Annotated in this window: 21 protein-coding genes; 16 read left to right on the top strand and 5 right to left on the bottom strand. The window is 45.8% G+C overall.

The window, feature by feature from the left end; all coding sequences use genetic code 11:
• Positions 1-7: 7 nt before the first annotated feature.
• A complete protein-coding gene (typA, locus tag FLB61_RS04690; RefSeq protein WP_087198828.1) occupies positions 8-1,837 on the bottom strand; it encodes a translational GTPase TypA in 1,830 nt (609 codons plus the stop codon).
• A 211-nt stretch (positions 1,838-2,048) separates the two neighbouring features.
• On the opposite strand from typA, the gene FLB61_RS04685 reads away from it, so the two are divergent.
• The 11 genes from FLB61_RS04685 to FLB61_RS04635 all read left to right on the top strand — a co-directional run bounded on the left by FLB61_RS04685 (position 2,049) and on the right by FLB61_RS04635 (position 13,839).
• Positions 2,049-2,684, top strand: coding sequence for a single-stranded DNA-binding protein (locus tag FLB61_RS04685; RefSeq protein WP_087198829.1), 636 nt, complete (start codon positions 2,049-2,051; stop codon positions 2,682-2,684).
• A 134-nt stretch (positions 2,685-2,818) separates the two neighbouring features.
• Positions 2,819-3,706, top strand: a complete 888-nt coding sequence (gene dapA / locus FLB61_RS04680) for a 4-hydroxy-tetrahydrodipicolinate synthase (protein ID WP_087198830.1) — start codon at positions 2,819-2,821, stop codon at positions 3,704-3,706.
• Positions 3,707-3,799: 93 nt separating this feature from the next.
• The gene (gene dapB / locus FLB61_RS04675; RefSeq protein ID WP_221919514.1) at positions 3,800-4,558 is read left to right on the top strand and encodes a 4-hydroxy-tetrahydrodipicolinate reductase; all 759 of its coding nucleotides are present in this window, start codon (positions 3,800-3,802) and stop codon (positions 4,556-4,558) included.
• Positions 4,559-4,628: 70 nt separating this feature from the next.
• On the top strand, positions 4,629-4,925 hold the full coding sequence (locus FLB61_RS04670) for a hypothetical protein (RefSeq protein ID WP_087198832.1): 297 nt from the start codon (positions 4,629-4,631) through the stop codon (positions 4,923-4,925).
• A 127-nt stretch (positions 4,926-5,052) separates the two neighbouring features.
• The gene (gene hisA / locus FLB61_RS04665; RefSeq protein WP_087198833.1) at positions 5,053-5,838 is read left to right on the top strand and encodes a phosphoribosylformimino-5-aminoimidazole carboxamide ribotide isomerase; all 786 of its coding nucleotides are present in this window, start codon (positions 5,053-5,055) and stop codon (positions 5,836-5,838) included.
• Between the two features lie 129 nt (positions 5,839-5,967).
• Positions 5,968-8,538, top strand: coding sequence for a preprotein translocase subunit SecA (gene secA / locus FLB61_RS04660; RefSeq protein WP_087210869.1), 2,571 nt, complete (start codon positions 5,968-5,970; stop codon positions 8,536-8,538).
• Positions 8,539-8,589: 51 nt separating this feature from the next.
• Positions 8,590-9,700 (top strand): peptide chain release factor 2 gene (gene prfB, locus FLB61_RS04655; protein WP_144018215.1). Its coding sequence is split into 2 segments (ribosomal slippage): positions 8,590-8,664 and positions 8,666-9,700, totalling 1,110 coding nucleotides; the frame shifts between segments, so codons are not numbered across the junction.
• Positions 9,693-10,133 carry an ACT domain-containing protein gene (locus tag FLB61_RS04650; protein WP_087198835.1) on the top strand — a complete coding sequence of 147 codons (441 nt, stop codon included), beginning with the start codon at positions 9,693-9,695 and terminating at the stop codon, positions 10,131-10,133. Before prfB ends, FLB61_RS04650 begins: the two co-directional genes overlap by 8 nt.
• Positions 10,134-10,137: 4 nt before the next feature.
• A complete protein-coding gene (locus FLB61_RS04645; RefSeq protein ID WP_221919513.1) occupies positions 10,138-11,355 on the top strand; it encodes a homoserine dehydrogenase in 1,218 nt (405 codons plus the stop codon).
• Positions 11,356-11,394: 39 nt separating this feature from the next.
• Positions 11,395-12,621 carry a cofactor-independent phosphoglycerate mutase gene (locus FLB61_RS04640; protein WP_087198837.1) on the top strand — a complete coding sequence of 409 codons (1,227 nt, stop codon included), beginning with the start codon at positions 11,395-11,397 and terminating at the stop codon, positions 12,619-12,621.
• Positions 12,622-12,630: 9 nt separating this feature from the next.
• Positions 12,631-13,839, top strand: a complete 1,209-nt coding sequence (locus tag FLB61_RS04635) for an aspartate kinase (RefSeq protein ID WP_087198838.1) — start codon at positions 12,631-12,633, stop codon at positions 13,837-13,839.
• A gap of 165 nt (positions 13,840-14,004) precedes the next feature.
• On the opposite strand, the gene FLB61_RS04630 is transcribed toward FLB61_RS04635, so the two are convergent.
• The 4 genes from FLB61_RS04630 to FLB61_RS04615 form a co-directional block, all read right to left on the bottom strand.
• A complete protein-coding gene (locus FLB61_RS04630; RefSeq protein WP_221919512.1) occupies positions 14,005-14,181 on the bottom strand; it encodes a hypothetical protein in 177 nt (58 codons plus the stop codon).
• 40 nt (positions 14,182-14,221) lie between these two features.
• On the bottom strand, positions 14,222-15,373 hold the full coding sequence (locus tag FLB61_RS13335) for an IS91 family transposase (RefSeq protein ID WP_221919511.1): 1,152 nt from the start codon (positions 15,371-15,373) through the stop codon (positions 14,222-14,224).
• 93 nt (positions 15,374-15,466) lie between these two features.
• The gene (locus FLB61_RS04620) at positions 15,467-15,844 is read right to left on the bottom strand and encodes a helix-turn-helix domain-containing protein (protein WP_087198839.1); all 378 of its coding nucleotides are present in this window, start codon (positions 15,842-15,844) and stop codon (positions 15,467-15,469) included.
• 103 nt (positions 15,845-15,947) lie between these two features.
• Complete coding sequence (locus FLB61_RS04615; RefSeq protein ID WP_087210872.1) at positions 15,948-16,403, bottom strand: CYTH domain-containing protein; 456 nt, start codon at positions 16,401-16,403, stop codon at positions 15,948-15,950.
• Between the two features lie 148 nt (positions 16,404-16,551).
• On the opposite strand from FLB61_RS04615, the gene FLB61_RS04610 reads away from it, so the two are divergent.
• From FLB61_RS04610 to clpX, 5 genes are all read left to right on the top strand, one after another.
• A complete protein-coding gene (locus FLB61_RS04610; RefSeq protein ID WP_087210876.1) occupies positions 16,552-17,109 on the top strand; it encodes a DJ-1 family glyoxalase III in 558 nt (185 codons plus the stop codon).
• A 34-nt stretch (positions 17,110-17,143) separates the two neighbouring features.
• Entirely contained in the window at positions 17,144-17,809 is a 666-nt protein-coding gene (locus FLB61_RS04605) for a hypothetical protein (RefSeq protein WP_087210879.1), read from the top strand.
• Positions 17,810-17,958: 149 nt separating this feature from the next.
• Positions 17,959-19,245, top strand: a complete 1,287-nt coding sequence (tig, locus tag FLB61_RS04600) for a trigger factor (protein WP_087198843.1) — start codon at positions 17,959-17,961, stop codon at positions 19,243-19,245.
• Between the two features lie 26 nt (positions 19,246-19,271).
• Positions 19,272-19,853, top strand: a complete 582-nt coding sequence (clpP, locus tag FLB61_RS04595) for an ATP-dependent Clp endopeptidase proteolytic subunit ClpP (protein WP_087198844.1) — start codon at positions 19,272-19,274, stop codon at positions 19,851-19,853.
• Positions 19,854-19,949: 96 nt separating this feature from the next.
• Positions 19,950-21,200 (top strand): ATP-dependent Clp protease ATP-binding subunit ClpX, encoded by a 1,251-nt coding sequence (gene clpX / locus FLB61_RS04590; protein ID WP_087210881.1) that lies wholly within the window; start codon positions 19,950-19,952, stop codon positions 21,198-21,200.
• The last annotated feature ends 42 nt before the right edge of the window (positions 21,201-21,242 follow it).

Raw genomic sequence — 21,242 nt, 5'->3', positions numbered from 1 at the left:
CACCTCTTTATTTTTTGTTATTTTCCCGTTTGCGGAGACGTGCATCCAGGATTTTCTTACGGATACGAAGGCTTTTCGGCGTTACTTCCAGAAGCTCATCTGTGTCGATGAAGTCCAGAGCCTCCTCCAGACTTAAGATTCTTGGAGGCGAGAGACGCAGAGCTTCGTCTGAGCCGGAAGCACGGGTATTTGTCAGATGTTTGGCCTTGCAGACGTTCAGTTCGATATCGTCAGTTTTCGCATTTTGTCCAACGACCATTCCGGAATACACGCGTTCGCCAGGCCCGATGAAAAGTGTACCGCGTTCCTGGGCGCTGAACAAACCGTATGTCAAGGCTTCGCCAGTCTCAAAAGCGATGAGAGATCCATTTTTGCGATACTGGATATCGCCCTTATATGGGGCATATCCGTCAAAGGAAGTGTTCATGATCCCGTTCCCTTTTGTGTCGGTTAGGAAATCACCGCGGTATCCGATGAGTCCTCTGGATGGGATAGAAAATTCCAGTCTTGTGTACGCCCCGTTCGACATTCCCATATTTTGGAGCTCACCTTTTCGCTGGCTCAGTTTATCGATGACAACACCGGTAAATTCATCCGGCACATCGATATAGACAAGCTCCATTGGTTCAAGGAGTTTTCCGTTTTCATCATGCTTGTAAAGGACTTCAGCCTTGCTGACTGCAAATTCATAGCCTTCCCGGCGCATATTTTCAACGAGGACGGACAGGTGGAGTTCTCCTCGTCCGGACACTTTGAAGCTGTCCATGTCATCCGTGTCTTCCACCCGGAGGCTGACGTCCGTGTTGAGTTCTCGGAAAAGACGGTCTCGGAGATGGCGGGACGTCACGAATTTTCCTTCCTGTCCGGCAAACGGGCTGTCGTTTACCTTGAACTGCATGGAGATGGTCGGCTCGGAAATCTTCTGGAACGGGATTGGATTCGGAGCATCGGAGGAGCAGATCGTATCCCCGATGGCGATATCTGAAATTCCGGAGATGGCGACGATAGAGCCAACGCCAGCTTCTTTTACCTCCACTTTGTTCAGACCGTCAAACTCATACAGTTTGCTGATCTTGACTTTCCGCTGTTTGTCAGGTTCGTGATGGTTTACAACAATGGCTTCCTGGTTGACGCAGAGCGTTCCATTGTCTACCTTTCCTACGCCGATCCGACCTACATATTCGTTGTAATCGATTGTACTGATCAGCACCTGGGTAGGGGCATCCGGATCACCTTCCGGAGCAGGAATGTATTCCAGGATCGTCTCAAAAAGAGGCGTCATATTCTGCGGACTGTCATCAAGCTCAAGGATCGCATATCCTGCTTTGGCGGAAGCGTATACGAACGGACAGTCAAGCTGTTCGTCGCTTGCATCCAGGTCCATAAAAAGCTCCAGGGTTTCGTCTATCACATCATCCGGGCGGGCTTCCGGACGGTCGATCTTATTGATGCAGACGATAACAGGGAGTTTGAGCTCAAGCGCTTTCTTAAGGACAAACTTTGTCTGCGGCATCGGGCCTTCGAAAGCATCTACGACGAGGATGACCCCGTTTACCATTTTCAGGACACGCTCCACTTCGCCTCCAAAATCTGCATGTCCTGGGGTATCGATGATGTTGATTTTTGTGTTTTTGTAGTAAACAGCTGTGTTTTTGGAAAGGATCGTGATTCCACGTTCCCGTTCGATGTCGTTAGAGTCCATCACACGCTCTTCTACTTCCTGATTTTCGCGGAACACTCCGCTTTGCTTCAGGAGTTCATCCACGAGGGTAGTCTTTCCGTGATCCACATGGGCAATGATGGCAATATTGCGGATATCTTCGCGTTTTATTTTCATATAGTAAATTCCTTCTTTCTACTTATATAATGAAGCAACTAGTATAGTCTACCATATTTTGCGGAATTTACAAGCACTTCTCGAAAGAATATCGTATTCTGTCGAGCGAAAAAGCTGGAAAATATGTGGAAGCAGGAATATCCTTTCATAGAGGGGCATAAAGTATTAAAGATAAAAAACTACGTATCAGAGGAAGGGAGAATTACATTTCATGTCAGATAAGATCATTGAAAACAACCAGGTAACGATCATGGGAGAGGTGGCAACGACATTTGAATTCAGCCACGAAGTGTTTGGAGAAGGCTTTTACACAATGGAGGTGCTCGTAAAGCGGCTGAGCAATTCGCAGGACCGCATCCCGGTCATGATTTCGGAAAGGCTCATCGATGTGACACAGGATTATGTGGGAGAGTACATTATCGTTCAGGGACAATTCCGCTCCTATAATCGTCACGAAGAACAGAAAAATCGCCTTGTACTTTCCGTATTTGCGAGGGAAGTCTCATTTGTTGAGGATGACGAGGAGATGGACGGTGTTAAGACAAACAGCATTTTCCTTGATGGGTATATCTGTAAGGAGCCGGTCTACCGGAAGACACCTCTTGGGAGAGAAATCGCGGACCTTTTGCTGGCGGTCAATCGTCCATACGGAAAATCCGATTACATCCCATGTATCTGCTGGGGAAGAAACGCGAGATTTGCATCTTCGTTTGCGGTAGGCGAACATGTACACATTCTGGGGAGAGTGCAGAGCAGAGAGTATATAAAGAAACTCTCAGAGACAGAGACAGAGAGGCGTACGGCTTATGAAGTGTCTGTAAGTAAGCTGGAATGTCAAAATGACTAGCAGCAGGATCGAAAAAGAGAAAATAGACATCAGAACTGTGATTGACACAGATACCGAATAGTGTTACACTTTTATAATAACGATTTAATGTTATACAGTGTGAAAAAGCAAAGAAATATTTGGAGGTAGCCAGCATGTCTATTTTTACAGGTTCAGGAGTAGCTATTGTGACCCCATTTTTACCGGACGGGTCGATTCATTATGATAAACTGGATGAGTTGATTGAATATCATATTGCCAATAAGACAGATGCTATCATCATCTGCGGAACGACCGGAGAGTCTTCCACACTCACGGAGGAAGAACACATGGAGTGTATCCGGTTTACGATCCAGCAGGCAAAGAAGCGGATTCCGATCATTGCCGGAACAGGATCCAATGCCACATTTACGACGATCGAAATGTCAAGAGAGGCAGCAGAGTACGGGGCAGACGGCCTTTTGCTTGTGACACCTTACTATAATAAAGCAACACAGAAAGGGCTGATTGCACACTACAAAGCGGTAGCTGCGGAGGCAAAAGCGCCGATCATTCTGTATAGTGTGGCAAGCCGTACAGGACTCAATATCACACCGGAGACGGCAGCAGAACTGGCCAAAGTGGAAAATATCGTAGGGATCAAGGAAGCTTCCGGCAATATCTCACAGATTGCCAAAATCATGAATCTGACGGATGGAAAACTGGATCTCTATTCCGGAAACGACGATCAGATTGTTCCGCTTTTATCACTTGGCGGGAAAGGTGTCATCTCTGTGCTTGCTAATATTGCACCGGAGTACACCCATAATATGTGTGCAAAGTTCTTTGAGGGGGATATTAAAGGCAGCTGTCAGATGCAGTTGGATGCCATCCCGCTGATCGACAAGCTTTTCTGCGAAGTCAATCCGATTCCGATCAAGACGGCGATGAATTTGATGGGGAAAGAAGTGGGAGAACTGAAAATGCCTCTTACTCCTATGGAAGAAGATCACAAAAAAGCGCTGGCAGAAGAAATGAAAAAGTTCGGCCTGAAGCTGGCATAGAAAAAGCCAGGGCCGGTGTTGAAAAAGAGGGAGCTGTCTTTACGGCGCCCTCTTTGCAGTATCAATCAAAACGGGTAAAGGAGAGAACAAAAGATGGTAAAAATTATTATGCATGGATGCAACGGAAAGATGGGACAGGTCATCACAAGACTTGTGGCGGAAGATGAAGGGGCTGTAATCGTCGCCGGCATTGACACATATACAGGGATTGAAAATCCGTATCCGGTATACAAAAGCCTGGAAGAATGTGAAGAAGAGGCGGACGTAGTCATTGATTTTTCTAATGCGAAGGCAGTGGATGGCCTTCTGAACATGTGTGCTGATCGGAAGCTTCCGGTAGTACTCTGTACGACAGGGCTTTCGGAAGAGCAGATTGCCCTTGTGGAAGAGACGGCAAAGAAGACAGCGGTGCTCAAGTCGGCAAACATGTCACTTGGCATCAATCTGTTGCTGAAGCTTTTGAAAGAGGCGGCCAAAGTACTTGCCCCGGCAGGATATGATATGGAAATAGTGGAAAAACACCACAACAAAAAAGTCGACGCGCCAAGCGGGACTGCACTTGCTCTTGCAGATTCTTTGAATGAAGCAGCAGGCGGCGTCTATGAATATAAATACGACAGAAGCAGCGAACGCGTGGCAAGAGATAAAAAAGAAATCGGCATATCAGCAGTGCGCGGCGGTACGATCGTTGGAGAGCACGAAGTACTTTTTGCAGGGGAAGACGAAGTGATCGAATTTTGCCATACTGCATATTCCAAAGCAGTGTTCGGAAAAGGAGCTCTGGAAGCGGCAAAGTTTCTGGCGGGAAAAGAAGCGGGCAAATACGATATGAGCGATGTGATACAGTTTTAGAACGTATAAATTTCAGCTTTCTGTAAATAGTAAAGATTGTCCAGAATATTTACAGAAAGGATGACAGATTATGAAACAATGGAAAAAAGCAGTCCTTGTTGTATTATGTGTCGGTATGCTTGGAAGTATGACAGCATGTGCAGGAAAAAACAGAGTCAATGATGCAACAGGAGGAACAAATACAGGGGATACCCTGGACAAAGACCTGAAGGAGGGAGCAGACACCCTGGAAGATGGGGCAGAAAATCTCAAAGACGACGTGGAAGACGGAGCGCGTGATGTCAAGGACGGTGTGGAAGACATGCTGGACGGAGACGATACAGACAACAATAACGCTGTGCGGGAACAGGATACAAACAGAAAGTAAGAGGGCGAAAGCTCTCTTACTTTTTTTGAGGTGGGCAAACGGGTTTCTGCAGTTGACGGGATTGTGTTTCTGTGGTATGGTAGTACAATAAATTGACGTGGTAGTGTAGGAAAGCGAGGTGGAACGGATGAAGTTTCGTCCGTGTATCGATATCCATAATGGTGCAGTGAAACAGATTGTAGGAGGAACTCTTTCCGACCAGAGAGGCGAGGCCAGCACAAACTATATCTCAGAAAAAGATGCGGCATGGTATGCCGGTAAATACAGAAAAGACGGGCTGTACGGAGGGCATGTGATCCTTCTGAATCCGCCTTCCTCCATCTCCTATGCGGAGACGAAAAGACAGGCGCTGGAAGCATTGAGGGAATTTCCTGGCGGGCTTCAGGTTGGAGGAGGGATCACAGCAGAAAACGCTGAGGAATATCTGGATGCGGGAGCCAGCCATGTGATCGTGACATCCTGGGTCTTCAGAGAGGGAAAGATACTCTGGGGCCGCCTGGAAGAGCTGAAAGCTGTCGTTGGGAAAGGGCGGATTGTGCTGGATGTAAGCTGTCGGAAAAAGGATGGGAAATATCTTGTGGTAACAGATCGATGGCAGAAATTTACCGAGACGGAAGTAAACGGCGAGCTCCTGCAAAGTTTGTCAGGATACTGCGATGAGTTCCTAGTTCATGGAGTGGATGTGGAAGGGAAGGCATCAGGGGTAGACGAAGAGCTTGTCCGTATTCTTGGAATGTGGGCGGAAAAAGGAAAAATGCCGGTCACATATGCAGGGGGCATTTCCTCCGAGGAGGATCTTCAGATTCTTATGGGGGCAGGCAGAAATAAGATTGATTTTACGGTCGGGAGTGCACTGGATCTTTTTGGAGGTTCACTTTCCTACAAAAATCTTGTTGAAAAATATGGGAGATGACTAAGGCCAAAGGTATGAACATGTTGGAAAGAGTTTGTGAACACTTTATAAATTTGTTGAACAAGCCAGGATATAGTGATAGAATGGAGAATAGGTTAATTTTAAGAATCAATAAGGAGCAGTAAAAATATGGGATTTTTACAAAAAATGTTTGGTACTCACAGCCAGCATGAGCTGAAAAGAATTTATCCAATCGTAGATCATATCGAAGCTTTGGAGCCAGAGATGCAGAAGCTTTCCGACGAAGAACTCAGAGGAAAGACAAAGGAATATAAGGAGCGGTATGCAAATGGAGAGTCGCTTGACAGCCTTCTCCCGGAAGCGTTTGCGACGGTAAGAGAAGCTGCGTTCCGTTCTATCGGAATGAAACATTACCGCGTACAGCTGATCGGAGGGATCATCCTTCATCAGGGACGTATTGCAGAAATGAAAACAGGTGAAGGTAAGACGCTTGTCTCCACACTTCCGGCTTACCTCAATGCCCTGACAGGCGAAGGTGTGAATATCGTCACGGTCAATGACTATCTGGCAAAACGTGATGCCGAGTGGATGGGAAAAGTACATGAATTTCTCGGACTTAAAGTAGGGGTTGTATTAAACAGCATGGACAATGACGAGAGAAGAGCAGCGTACAACTGTGATATCACTTATGTCACAAACAATGAACTTGGATTTGACTATCTGAGAGACAATATGGTCATCTACAAAGAACAGCTTGTACAGAGAGGGCTGAAATATGCCATCATCGATGAGGTGGACTCTGTTCTGATCGATGAAGCCAGAACACCTCTAATTATTTCAGGCCAGAGCAGCAAGTCCACACGCCTTTATGAGGCCTGCGACATTCTTGCAAAACAGCTGGAAAAAGGCGAAGCCAGCGGAGAATTTTCCAAGATGAATGCCATTTTGGGAGAGGAAATCACAGAGACCGGAGATTTTATTGTCAATGAAAAAGAGAAAGCCATCAACCTCACAGAAGACGGTGTGAAGAAAGTAGAGAACTTCTTCCATATCGACAATCTTGCAGATCCGGAAAATCTGGAGATCCAGCATAATATCATCCTTGCCCTCAGAGCTCACAACCTGATGTTCCGAGATAAGGATTATGTAATAAAAGATAACGAAGTTTTGATCGTGGACGAGTTTACAGGACGTATCATGCCGGGACGCCGTTATTCCGACGGACTGCATCAGGCTATCGAAGCAAAGGAACATGTGAAAGTAAACAGAGAGAGCAAGACACTTGCGACCATCACATTCCAGAACTTCTTTAATAAATTTGAGAAAAAATGTGGGATGACAGGTACAGCTCTCACAGAAGAAAAAGAATTCCGTGACATTTACGGAATGGACGTTGTGGAAATCCCTACCAACAAACCAGTCATCCGTGAGGATATGGATGATGCGGTTTATAAAACGAAAAAAGAGAAATTCAATGCCGTTTGCGATGCCATTGAAGAGGCCCACGCAAAAGGACAGCCGGTTCTTGTCGGCACGATTACCATTGAGACATCCGAACTTTTGAGCAAGATGCTCACAAGGAGGGGAATCAAGCATAATGTTCTCAACGCCAAGTTCCATGAGCTGGAGGCGGAAATCGTTGCACAGGCGGGACAGCACGGGGCGGTAACGATCGCTACTAACATGGCTGGACGTGGTACAGATATCAAACTTGATGAAGATGCAAAAAATGCAGGCGGGTTAAAGATCATCGGAACAGAGCGGCATGAGTCAAGACGTATCGATAATCAGCTCCGCGGGCGTTCCGGACGTCAGGGAGATCCGGGAGAATCCCGTTTCTATATTTCTCTGGAAGACGATCTTATGCGGCTGTTCGGATCTGAAAAACTGATGTCCGTATTCAATACGCTCGGTGTGGCAGACGGGGAACAGATCGAACACAAGATGCTCTCCAATGCCATTGAGAAAGCGCAGAAAAAGATTGAGTTTAACAACTACGGAATCCGTAAAAATCTTCTCGAATACGATCAGGTTATGAATGAACAGAGAGAAATCATCTACGAAGAGAGAAGAAAAGTGCTGGATGGAGAGAGTATGAGGGATTCTGTATATCATATGATCACAGAATATGTGGAAGACGCAGTGGACAGACACGCATCCTCTGAACAGGCATATGATGAATGGGATCTTGCAGGACTTGACGTGGAACTTCACGAGACGATCCCGGCACTTCCGGCTGTCACGGAAGAGACAGTCAAAAACATGGAGCAGAAAGAACTGAAACATATGCTGAAAGAGCGGGCCGTAAAAGCATATGAGGAAAAAGAAGCGGAATTCCCGGAAGCGGAACATCTTCGGGAAGTAGAACGAGTGGTACTTCTCCGCGCTATCGATGCCAAGTGGATGGATCACATCGACGATATGGATCAGCTTCGTCAGGGAATCGGTCTTCAGGCGTATGGTCAAAGAGATCCGTTGGTAGAATATAAAATGCTCGGATATAATATGTTCGGCGAGATGACAAAAGCGATTGAGACAGATACGATTCGTATCTTGTTCCACATCAAGATTGAACAGAAAGTGGAAAGAGAACAGGTTGTACAGGTAACTGGGACAAACAAAGACGACACTTCTGTACGGGCGCCGAAGACTCGTACCGAGAAAAAGGTATATCCGAACGATCCATGTCCGTGCGGAAGCGGACTGAAATACAAACAGTGCTGCGGAAGAAAGAAATAGAAGAAGCTGGTAAGACAGCAGCGGCAGCAAAATATTGAAAGAGGTGAAAGAATGGTAGAACTGGAACAGCTCAGATTAGATCTGCAGGCATTCAGTGAACCTCTCAGGGAAGTAAGGGATTCACTTTGACCTGCCAGCCAAAGAACAACGGGTAGAAGAGCTGGAAAGAAAGATGGAAGAACCGGATTTCTGGGAAGATCCGGAATATTCCAAAAAAGTAATGCAGGAACTGAAAGGTCTGAAGAATACGCTTGAGACTGCGAAGGAACTCGAAGATCGCTATGAGGAGACAGAGATCCTTCTGGATATGGCTTCCGAGGAAAATGACGAAAGTCTGATTCCGGAGATAAGAAGGAATCTAAAGAAACTGGAAAATAAGATTGAGGATGTCAGGATAGGAACATTGCTTTCAGGGGAATACGACCGCTGCGATGCTATTGTGACCCTCCATGCGGGGGCTGGCGGAACAGAGGCGTGCGACTGGAATCAGATGCTCTACCGGATGTATTCCAGATTTATTGAACGTCATGGATTTACGCTGGAAGTACTGGATTATCTCGACGGAGATATTGCCGGCATCAAGAATGTGACTTTTGAAGTCCACGGAGAAAACGCGTATGGATATCTGAAGTCAGAAAAAGGGGTACACCGCCTTGTGCGGGTTTCCCCATTTAATTCCGCCGGAAAACGGCAGACTTCTTTCGCATCCTGCGACGTGATTCCGGACATCGATACGGACATCGATATCGAGATCAGTGAGGACGAGCTGAAGATCGACACATACCGGTCAAGCGGTGCGGGAGGACAGCATATTAATAAGACGTCTTCCGCTGTCCGGATCACGCATCTCCCAACAGGAATCGTCGTGCAGTGTCAGAATGAGCGGTCTCAGCATCACAATAAAGACAAAGCGATGCAGATGCTGAAGTCAAAGCTTTACTTGTTAAAACAGCAGGAACAGGAAGAAAAGATGTCGGGAATACGGGGAGAGGTAAAGGATATCGGATTTGGAAATCAGATCAGATCCTATGTTATGCATCCGTACAGTCTTGTAAAGGATCACAGGACGAACGAGGAGGTCAGCAATGTAGGGGCAGTGATGGACGGCGAAATCGACGGCTTCATCAATGCCTATCTGAAACAGGAGAGACTAAATGGATAAGACAAAATATTATGTGCTGAATAGAAAAGCGGTTCCGGACGTGCTTTTAAAAGTTGTGGAAGTAAAACATCTTTTGGCGACACAGAGGGGGATGACTATCGGGGAAGCGGCAGAAAAAGTTGGAATCAGCAGAAGTTCTTTTTATAAATATAAAGATGACATTTTCCCGTTTCATGAAAATGAAAAAGGGCAGACGATCACGCTTGTCTTGCAAATGGATGATGTGCCGGGGCTTTTATCAGAGATACTGCACGAGGCGGCAGAATATAAGACCAATATCCTGACGATTCATCAGAGTATTCCGCTGAATGGAGTGGCTACGCTCACAATGAGCGTGGAAGTACTCCAGACGACAGGAAATCTGTCGGAGATGGTTGCAAAGATAGAGGAACATGAGGGAGTACATTATCTGAAGATTGTAGGGAGGGAATAAACAGATGGTAAATGTTGCAGTACTTGGCTACGGAACAGTTGGGTCGGGAGTTGTGGAAGTCTTTCGGCTGAATCAGAGCCGGATCGATAAGTGTGCAGGCACGGAAGTGCGGCTCAAATATGTGCTGGATCTTCGGGATTTTCCGGGGGATCCTGTGCAGGATATTATTATCCATGATTTTGAAAAGATCGTGGGAGACGAAGAAGTGGACGTCGTGGTAGAAGTCATGGGAGGGATCGAACCAGCCTACACGTTCGTAAAAAGATGCCTGGAAGCCGGTAAGAACGTAGTTACATCCAACAAAGCGCTTGTGGCGGCACATGGTTCTGAACTCCTTGAGCTTGCTCAGAAAAAGAATGTAAATTATCTCTTTGAGGCCAGCGTTGGCGGAGGAATACCGATTATCCGGCCGCTCAACACGTCGCTCACTGGGGATGAGATCGAGGAAATTACCGGCATATTGAACGGTACGACGAACTATATGATGACAAAGATGTTTTATGAAGGTGCGGATTACGATGCTGTGCTGAAGGAAGCGCAGGCCAACGGTTTTGCAGAGCGCAATCCGGAGGCGGATGTGGAAGGGTACGATGCCTGCAGAAAGATTGCAATTTTGACTTCCATTGTATCAGGGCAGCAGGTTGACTTTGAGGACATCTATACAGAAGGCATCACGAATATCACGAAAGAAGATATGAAGTATGCACGAGAAATGGGAATGGTCATTAAACTTCTGGCTATGATGAAAAGAGACAGGGAAAAGGTTGAAGCCATCGTGGCGCCGTTCCTTCTTCCGCTGGAGCACCCTCTTGCAAGTGTCAACGGAGTATTCAATGCCATCTTTGTACATGGAAATGCTCTTGGAGACGCGATGTTCTATGGAAGCGGTGCCGGGAAGATGCCGACAGCCAGTGCGGTTGTCGCTGATATCGTGGATGCAGCAAAAAACAGACATAAAAATCTTTCGAGGTATTGGACCGGACAGAAGCTTACGCTGGCAGATCGGATGGAGGTAAAAAGGCGATATTTTGTGCGCATGTCCGGATGCAGAGAAGACATGCAGGCGTCCGTGGAAGAGAGTTTTGGACATGTAGATTATGTGACTGTGGAAGGTTTGGATGGAGAGTTTGGCTTTACAACAGACGTTCTCACAGAAGGAAAGATGAAGACAGCATCGTCGAAATTTGACAACATTATTCATATGCTCCGTATGGATGAATAAAATAGAGCAGATGTAAGTTGATTGAAAGGAATGATGCGGATGAAATATATCGTTATCTTGGGGGACGGCATGGCAGGAAATCCTCTTGCTCAACTCGATGGAAGAACGACGCTGGAGGCTTCACACACTCCGGTTATGGATGAACTGGCGAAACAGGCGGAAATCGGTCTCGTGTCCATGGTGCCGGAAGGGATGGCGCCGGGAAGCGATACTGCCAATTTGTCTGTTCTTGGGTATGACCCGAAAAAATACTATACAGGCAGATCTCCGCTGGAAGCGTTCAGTATCGGGGTAGATATGGGAGCGGAGGACGTTTCGTTCCGCTGCAATCTGGTAACTCTTTCGGAAGAAGAAGGAATTCCGTATGAGGAGCGAAGGATTCTGGACCACAGTTCAGATGAGATCAGCACTGAAGACGCAGGAATCCTCCTGGAAGATCTGAAAAAAGAGCTTCTGGGCGAGGCGATAGATGTGGGAAATGCGTTTGAATTTTACAGAGGAACGAGTTACCGGCATCTTTTTATATGGAAGAATGGGAAAATTTTGGAACTGATTCCTCCCCATGACATCCTTACAAAGAAGATTGGAGAATTTCTTCCTAAGGAAGAGATCTTAACTGAGATGATGAGGAAAAGCTATGATATCCTGGAACAACATCCGCTCAACAAAAAGAGAAGAAGTCAGGGCCTTCGCCCTGCCAATTCCATTTGGTTCTGGGGAGCAGGCACACGCCCTGAACTTCCGGAATTTGAAACGAAAACAGGGAAAAAAGGTGTGATGATTTCTGCCGTGGATCTGCTGAAGGGGATTGCGGTAGGTACGAAGATGAAAAATGTTCACGTGGAAGGAGCAAATGGAGGGCTTCATACAAACTATGAAGGAAAGGCGGAGAAAGCGGTCGAAGCCTTGTTGAAAGACGGATATGATTTTGCATATATCCATGTGGAAGCACCGGATGAGATGGGACATCAGGGAAATGCCGGAGACAAGATCCTGGCGATTGAGAATTTGGACAGGAAAGTTGTGAAGGTCGTCAAGGAAAGAATGGATGTATCAGGGGAACCGTACCGGATGCTGATTCTTCCGGATCATCCGACTCCGATCGCAGTTCGGACCCATACGTCCGATCCGGTGCCTTACCTTTTGTACGACAGTACAAAGAAAAATCAGCAAGGTGCGGAAAGATACTGTGAGAGGACTGGGCGGTGTTCCGGCACTTGGCTGAGAGAAGGCTATCGCCTGATCGGACATTTATTTGAAGACTAGGAGGAAATTATGCTGATAGTAAAGAAATTCGGAGGAAGCTCTGTGGCAAACAGAGAACGGATCTTCAATGTGGCAAGGCGCTGCATTGAAGATTACAAAAAGGGAAATGATATCGTAGTCGTACTTTCAGCTATGGGAGATACAACAGATGAACTTTTGGAGCTGGCAAGATCCATCAACCCAAACGCACCGAAAAGGGAACTGGATATGCTCCTTACGACGGGGGAACAGGTATCAGTATCATTGATGGCAATGGCGATGCATGAGATGGACATCCCGGCCATCTCTCTCAATGCATTCCAGGTCAGAATGCATTCGACAGCTCGTTACGGCAATGCGAGGTTTAAACGGATTGATACAGACAGAATATTCCATGAACTGGAAGAGAGAAAGATTGTCATTGTGACGGGATTCCAGGCAGTCAATAAATACGATGACTATGCGACGCTCGGAAGGGGAGGGTCTGATACGACAGCAGTTGCCCTTGCGGCTGCGCTTCATGCTGATAAGTGTGAGATTTATACGGATGTGGACGGGGTCTACACAGCAGATCCCCGGATTGTAAAAAATGCCCGAAAAATCGATGAGATCATGTATGATGAAATGCTGGAGCTTGCCACTTCCGGGGCGAAGGTGCTTCACAACCGATCAGTGGAAATGGCGAAAAAATATGGGGTGGAGCTGGTAGTACGTTCCAGCCTTACATCAGAGGAAGGTACCGTAGTCAAGGAGGTAGTAAAAATGGAAAAAATGTTAATTACCGGTGTGGCAGCCGACAGAAATACAGCTAGAATCTCTGCCATGGGAGTGGCAGATAAACCGGGGATCGCATTTAAGATCTTTAATACCCTGGCCAAAAGAAACATCAACGTGGACATTATCCTTCAGTCGGTAGGTCGTGACGGGACAAAAGATATTTCCTTTACCGTATCGGAAGATGATCTGAAAGAGACGTTGCAGATTCTGGAAGAGAAAAAAGAAGCCCTCACGATCAAAGAGGTCACATACAACACAAACGTGTCAAAAGTCTCTATCGTAGGGGCTGGAATGCTGAGTAATCCAGGGGTTGCGGCAAAGATGTTTGAGTCTTTGTTTAACTCGAATATAAATATCAACATGATTTCTACATCTGAAATCCGCATCACAGTTCTGATCGATGAAAAAGATACAGATAAAGCGATGGTTGCAATCCATGACGGATTTGGACTGAACGATTAAAAGACGGGGGAATTTACCGCAATAAAAAGAATCCTGGAAAACCAGGATTCTTTTTTACTTTATAGGAAATTCCGGTTTTGGATAAGGAAAAAAAGAAGCCCTGCTGATCGAACATATGTTAGAACAGCAGAGAAATGAACATGACAACAGGACGATGGTTAGAGTTTAGAAGATATAAAAACCTTCTTCTCCAAACAGATCGTCAAAAGGGTCGTCTTCATTTAGAAAATAGTCCATATCCAGAAGGTCATCCTCGCTCATTTGGCGAATGTCCTCAGATGTCATCCCTTCCGGTGGATTTTCTATATATTTTTTGCGCAGTTCCTCTGTATTTAAGCTCATGGTAATCGTCCTCCTTTGAGAGGATTATATCACAACAATGCTATGCAGAGGAACGCATTCCACGAGATTTGGACATGGCTTTCTCGTACAGTTCTTCGAGAGGTACGCGCTTGTGGTTGTAATAGAGCTCAAGAAGCTCCATTTTATGATTACAATTCGGACAATGCAGAGGGTCATAACCGAAGGAGAGGAGGATGCAAGTCCTCCATTGAGTGAAACTGCGGTAGATCCTGTGTTTTTCTTTTGAAATGACACGGTGCAGTTTCGAATCCATCTTGCGATGTCTTGCATACAGACCGCCGTAGCGGATCATTTTAAAATGTTTTTCCGGGATGTGACGGATGAGACGTTTGATGAAATCCATGACAGGTAAGGTTTCTTCCACATACTGATCATCTTCATGGCGGTTATAGTGGAAAGTAACGGTATCTCCATCATAGCGGTCAATCCTGGAGGTAGCGATAACGGGTCTGCCAAGGTAGCGCCCAATGTATTTCGCAACGACATTGGGATCACAAAGATTGGGTTTGGCATGGACATAAAAGCCCTGTTTATGCCGGGTGTAACATTGGGCTTTCACTTTTTTGAAAGAGGGACCGATCCTGTCTTCCAGTTCATTGAGCAGAGCGGTGCGGAACGCATTACGGAGATAGTTATAGTTGAAATGTTTGACATGACGCCAGAAGCCGTCATCACTGTAACCGCCTTCAGAAAGAAGACAGTGGATGTGAGGATTCCACTTAAGATCTCTGCCAAAAGTATGGAGGACCATGATATATCCGGGAGTGAAATGTTTGGCGCGGTTGAGCTTGAAAAACATACGGGAAATGACACTGGAGACGGAATGGAAGAGACAGTTCAGGAGAGAGCGATCCTGAAGAAAAAAGTTGCGGAGATTCTCATCAATGGTAAAAACACAATGACGGTGCTGGACATTGACGAGCTTAAAGGACATGCTGGTAGTGCGCTCCATGGCATATTTATTGCCACAGGTGGGACAAAAGCGGCTGTGACAGCGAAAAGGGACAAACTTGAGGTTCCCACAGTGAGTGCAGGCGTACATAGCACCGCCAAAAGAAGGAACGCCGCAGTTGATCATCTTATCGATATTTTCCACCTCAGTATTTCTAGGATGGAGAGTATATAAAATTTCTTCATAATGGTCAAGAAAGATTTTTTGTAAGACATTCATAAGACTATTATGCAGGAAAACGTAACAAAAGGAAACCCCTAACCCCTCATGATTGAGGGGCAGGGGAGTTGAATAGGCGAAGCCTATTTTTTATTACGGTTCCAGATCAAGAAACCGTTTTATGATTCTTTGGTCGTCGACACTGCGCTTTCGGTAGCCCATGATCAGTTCAAGCTCCTCCTGGCTTACAAAAACAGAATGATTGGTTACAGGATCTTTCACTTCCGCGTAAGGGAGAAAAGTCTCGCGGATCTGACTGCTGCCAGGATTTCCAAGGATAAGCTCATCCAATGTGATTTTATAAAATTCAGAAAAATAGATGAGTGTTGTCAAGTCTGGCTCGCGTACAGCGCGCTCGTAATTAGAGTATGCCTGCCTGGAGATATTCAGCATACGGCTTACATCGACCTGTGTTAAATTGTGTTTTTCACGAAGTGTCTTAAGATTCTTTGCAAGCTGTAAATTCGCCATAGCATACCTCCAATTTTTAGAAATAGTATAACAATTTCTGTGAAAAATTGTCGGATATGTGACGAATCATAGCAAAATAAACAAAAGAAACAGAACGTTGCCTCTACGGAAGCTGGCTCAATGTACTGTTGTGATATAAAGGAGAAAAGGTAACGTCTTCCCCAAACCAGGACGGTGGGGTAAAAACATCCGCCATCTCTTTTGTTGGAAACTCTACTTCTACAATGATGAGAGGTGCAAGATCATCCTGAAAGACATCAAGCTCTGCGGTAAGCCCATCCTCCAAAGGAATCAGATACCTGCGTTTCGAGATGAGACGGCCGTCAATCTTGGTTTTGAGATGTTCATAGGATGACTGCGTAAGGGGAAGATTGTACTCCTCCCGCACCATCATACCGCTTGATTTATAAGTCAGGATAAAGTCGTTATCCGAGCGGCGAATCCTGACAACCGGGCTGGTGGAGAGATACCCTTGTTCCATTTCGTGGTACGGACATTTTTCCAGATCGAATGGAAGTAAAGAAAGGTCCTGGATAGTATATTTGCGTTCGATTTCCATAAATAGCCTCCTTATAATAGCAAATTGGCTCCTACAGTGTAGATTATAAGGTAAGGAGTAGGGCACGACAAGCAAAAATCCTGCAAATATTGCAATTTTGTAAGGAGTCTGCTAGAATCAAGTCAGTTCAGGAAAGGAGGATCACAGATTGAAAAAAGCATGTGTATTTTTTGCAGACGGAACGGAAGAAGTAGAAGGCCTTATGGCTGTTGATATGTTAAGAAGAGGCGGAGTGGATGTGACGACCGTTTCCGTGATGGGAAGACCGTGGATTCTTTCTTCTCACGGGATAGAAATGAAGACGGATCAGGTGTTTGAGGATATGGACTTTGAAGATCAGGATCTTCTCGTCTTGCCTGGCGGACTGCCGGGAGCGGATCATCTCCGCAGGCATAGTGGACTTTGTAAAATACTGAGAAGATTCAATGAAGAGAAAAAATATGTGGCAGCGATTTGTGCGGCGCCGGGTATCTTGGCAGAACTTGGGTTTCTGGACGGGAAAAAGGCTACATGCCACACGTGCAGGAGAGAGCTTCTCAAGGAGAAAGGAGCTATCTGTCAAAATGCACCTGTTGTCTGTGACGGAAAGATTATTACAGGGAGCGGAGTCGGTGGAGCACTCGATTTTTCATTAAGACTTGTAGAAATTCTAAGCGGAAAAGAAAAGGCGGATGAGATCAGACAAGCCATCCTGTATACGACATAGAAGGATGAAAAAGAAAAGACATCAGGAGGTGTCCATGACAAAAAAAACAAGAATTTTCTCAGTTATCCTCGCGTTTTTTCTGTTTTTGTCAGCATGTGGCGGAGATTTCGACGCTGCGGGATATGTCCGAGCAGTTCTGGACGAGCGGTTCCAGGGAGAATTCGCTGACGCGGCAAGAATCATGGGAGTATCGGAGTATGAGATCAAACAGGATTACGAAAGCAATGTGGAAAACTTTGTCTTGTCTTATCTGACAGAGGGATATGAAGAGGTAAGCGATTACACGGTGTATGAATATGTGGTGTTGGTAAAGGAGATTTTTTCCGTTATGAAATATGATGTGAAGAAATCGGAGAAAACGGGAGACAAAGAATACGATGTGTCCGTGGAAATCCAACCGGTTGATATCTTCCCAACCTATGTGGAAAAATTGAAGGAACTGTCCGAGGACATCGAGAAAAGTGCGCAAAATGGCGGATACGAGGGGACAGAGGAAGAAATCCAGTCACAGATGCAGAACGACTATCTCTATCAGGCTTATTCTCTTCTGGAGGAGTGTTATCTGAACATGAAATATTTGGGAAAAGAGACAGTTATTCTCAGAGTGACCGGAGACAGCAGCAATGTTTACTCTGTGGATGAAAAGGATTTCACGAAACTGACAGAGCGGCTTCTTGGTATTGATGAATTAAACCAGTAGAAAGAGGGATTTCTGTGCCGGAAAATAGGAAAAACGTGATGTAAGGGCTGGAAATCTTGAGAGTTATATGATATACTCATGAAATGAGTGTAATGTAGATAAGTCTGCCGACTTTTCGCATATACGACAAGAATTAGGAGGAAATGTAAATGAGTTTACAAGTAGAGAAACTGGAACACAATATGGCGAAACTTACCATTGAAGTTTCCGCTGAAGAACTGGAAAAAGCACTCCAGGGAGCATATCTGAAACAGAAAAAGAACATCAGTATCCCGGGATTCCGAAAAGGGAAAGTGCCGCGCCAGATGATCGAAAAGATGTATGGACCGGAAGTATTCTATGATGATGCAGCAAATAAGCTGATCCCGGATGCATACGGAAAAGTGTACGATGAGGAAGGGCTGGATATCGTGTCTCAGCCGAAGATCGATATCGTGCAGATCGAAAAGGGCAAACCGTTCATTTTCACAGCTGAAGTTGCTCTGAAACCGGAAGTAACATTAGGCGAATACAAAGGATTAAAAGTGGAAAAGATCTCTAACCGTGTGACACAGAAAGAGATCGATGCAAAACTTGCTGAAGAACAGGAAAAGAATGCAAGAACAGTATCTGTGACAGACCGTCCGGTTCAGGACAAAGACGAAATCGTTTTTGATTTCGAAGGATTTGTTGACGGAGAGGCGTTCGAAGGCGGAAAAGGAGAAAACTACCCGCTGACGATCGGATCCGGAGCATTTATCCCTGGATTCGAAGAACAGCTCATCGGAGCAAACCTGGAGGAAGAAAAAGAAGTACAGGTTAAATTCCCGGAAGAATACCATGCAGCAGAGCTTGCAGGAAAAGAAGCTGTGTTCAAATGTACAGTACACGAGATCAAGACAAAAGAGCTTCCGGAACTGGATGACGAGTTCGCATCAGAGATTTCTGAGTTCGATACACTGGATGCACTCAAGGCAGACATAAAAGCAAAGATCAAAGAACAGAAGATCGCTGAAGGAAAGAGAAAGCAGGAAGACAAAGCGGTAGAAGAAGCTGTTGCAAATGCACAGATGGACATTCCGGATGCAATGATCGATACAGAAGTAAGACAGATGGCAAATGACTTCGCGCAGAGACTGAGCCAGCAGGGACTTTCTGTAGAACAGTACTTCCAGTTCACAGGAATGACAGCAGAAAAGATGCAGGAAGAATTAAAGCCGCAGGCATTAAAGAGAATCCAGACAAGACTTGTTCTGGAAGCAATCGTGAAGGCGGAAAACATCGTGATCAGCGATGAAAAGCTTGACGAAGAAATCCAGAAGATGGCAGATGCTTACAAGATGGAAGCTGACAAGCTGAAAGAATTTATGGGAGAAAAGGAAAAAGAACAGATGAAGCTGGACATGGCTGTTCAGGAAGCTGTTACATTCCTTACAGATAATGCGGTAGAAGAATAAGAGGCAAATATAAGGAGGCATATTACATGAGTTTAGTACCTTATGTCATTGAACAGACAAGCCGCGGAGAACGGTCCTATGATATTTATTCAAGACTTTTGAAAGACAGGATCATTTTCCTGGACGGAGAAGTGAACGATGCTTCTGCGAGTGTGATCGTAGCTCAGCTTCTGTTTCTGGAGGCGGAAGATCCAGGCAAAGACATCAATCTGTACATCAACAGTCCAGGAGGTTCTGTGACAGCAGGCCTTGCTATATATGATACGATGCAGTACATTAAATGTGATGTGTCCACGATCTGTATTGGCATGGCTGCAAGTATGGGCTCTTTCCTGCTGTCCGGCGGGACAAAAGGAAAAAGACTGGCGCTTCCGAATGCGGAGATCATGATCCATCAGCCGCTCGGCGGTGCACAGGGACAGGCGACAGAGATCCAGATTGCAGCGGAACATATTCTGAAAACCCGCCGGAAACTCAATGAGATTCTGGCAGCAAATACAGGGCAGACATTGGAGACCATCGAAAAAGATACAGACAGAGATAACTTTATGTCTGCAGAGGCAGCAAAGGAATACGGTTTAATTGATGAGGTCATCACGAGCCGGTAAAAGAAACAGGGGCTGTCCCCGGATGGGGCATCCCCTTTCCGTGTTTCTGATTAAGAAGTTCAGAAAACCGGGAAGTATAATAGATGAGGTGCGAGAATGGCTTTAAAAGAAGATGTAGTGAGATGTTCCTTCTGTAACAAGACGCAGTCCCAGGTCAGAAAATTGATCGCAGGCCCGAATGGAGCTTATATTTGTGATGAGTGTATCGAGATCTGCGCTGAGATTATAGAAGAAGAATTCGAGTATGAAAATGAAAACAGCGGGCTTGCAGATATCAATCTGCTAAAGCCGGAGGAAATAAAAAGTTTCCTGGATGATTATGTGATCGGACAGGAAGAAGCCAAGAAAGTACTTTCCGTAGCTGTTTATAACCATTACAAACGGATAAAAGCGGAGAAAGACCTTGGCGTGGAACTGCAGAAAAGCAATATTCTGATGCTCGGACCAACCGGAAGCGGAAAGACATTGCTTGCGCAGACGCTTGCAAAAGTACTGAATGTACCGTTTGCCATCGCGGACGCCACAACACTTACAGAGGCCGGGTATGTCGGGGAAGATGTAGAAAACATTCTTCTCAAGATCATTCAGGCGGCGGACGGAGATATTGAAAAGGCAGAGTATGGTATTATTTATATAGATGAGATTGACAAGATCACGAGAAAGTCTGAAAACCCATCCATAACAAGGGATGTATCTGGAGAAGGTGTGCAGCAGGCTCTCCTGAAGATTGTAGAGGGGACGATTGCTTCTGTTCCTCCTCAGGGAGGCAGAAAACATCCGCATCAGGAACTGTATCAGATCGATACGTCCAATATCCTGTTCATATGCGGAGGTGCTTTCGAAGGGATTGATAAGATCATCGAAAAGCGGATCGATCAGAAATCTATTGGATTCAACGCAGACATTGCTTCCAAACACGAAGACAATCTTGATCGGCTTTTGAATCAGGTTCTTCCTCAAGATCTTGTAAAATACGGGTTGATTCCGGAGTTCGTGGGCCGTGTACCTGTCGTTGTGGCTCTCGAATCCCTGGATCGTGACGCCCTGATCAAGATATTGACAGAGCCAAAGAGTGCCATTGTGAAGCAGTATCAGAAACTTCTCGAGCTTGATGGCGTAGATCTGAAATTTGATACGGCTGCCCTCGAGGCGATCGCAGACCGCTCAATTGCACGGAAGACAGGGGCAAGAGGGCTGCGTGCTATCATGGAAAATATTATGATGGACATCATGTATAGGGCACCGTCAGATGAGAGCCTGAAAACCTGCATCATCACAAAAGAAGTTGTGGATGGAACGGGGCTTCCAAAGACGGAGCATATAGAGACAGAATCTGAAAGTGCATAACAAGTCTGTACAGACAGCAGACTACGCGAAGGAGTGCAGGTA

Source organism: Sellimonas caecigallum (assembly GCF_019754295.1).
In the GTDB taxonomy this organism is placed as follows: Bacteria; Bacillota; Clostridia; order Lachnospirales; family Lachnospiraceae; genus Sellimonas; species Sellimonas caecigallum.
Note: the sequence above shows the minus strand (reverse complement) of the source record. Positions and strands in the feature narration are given on the sequence as shown.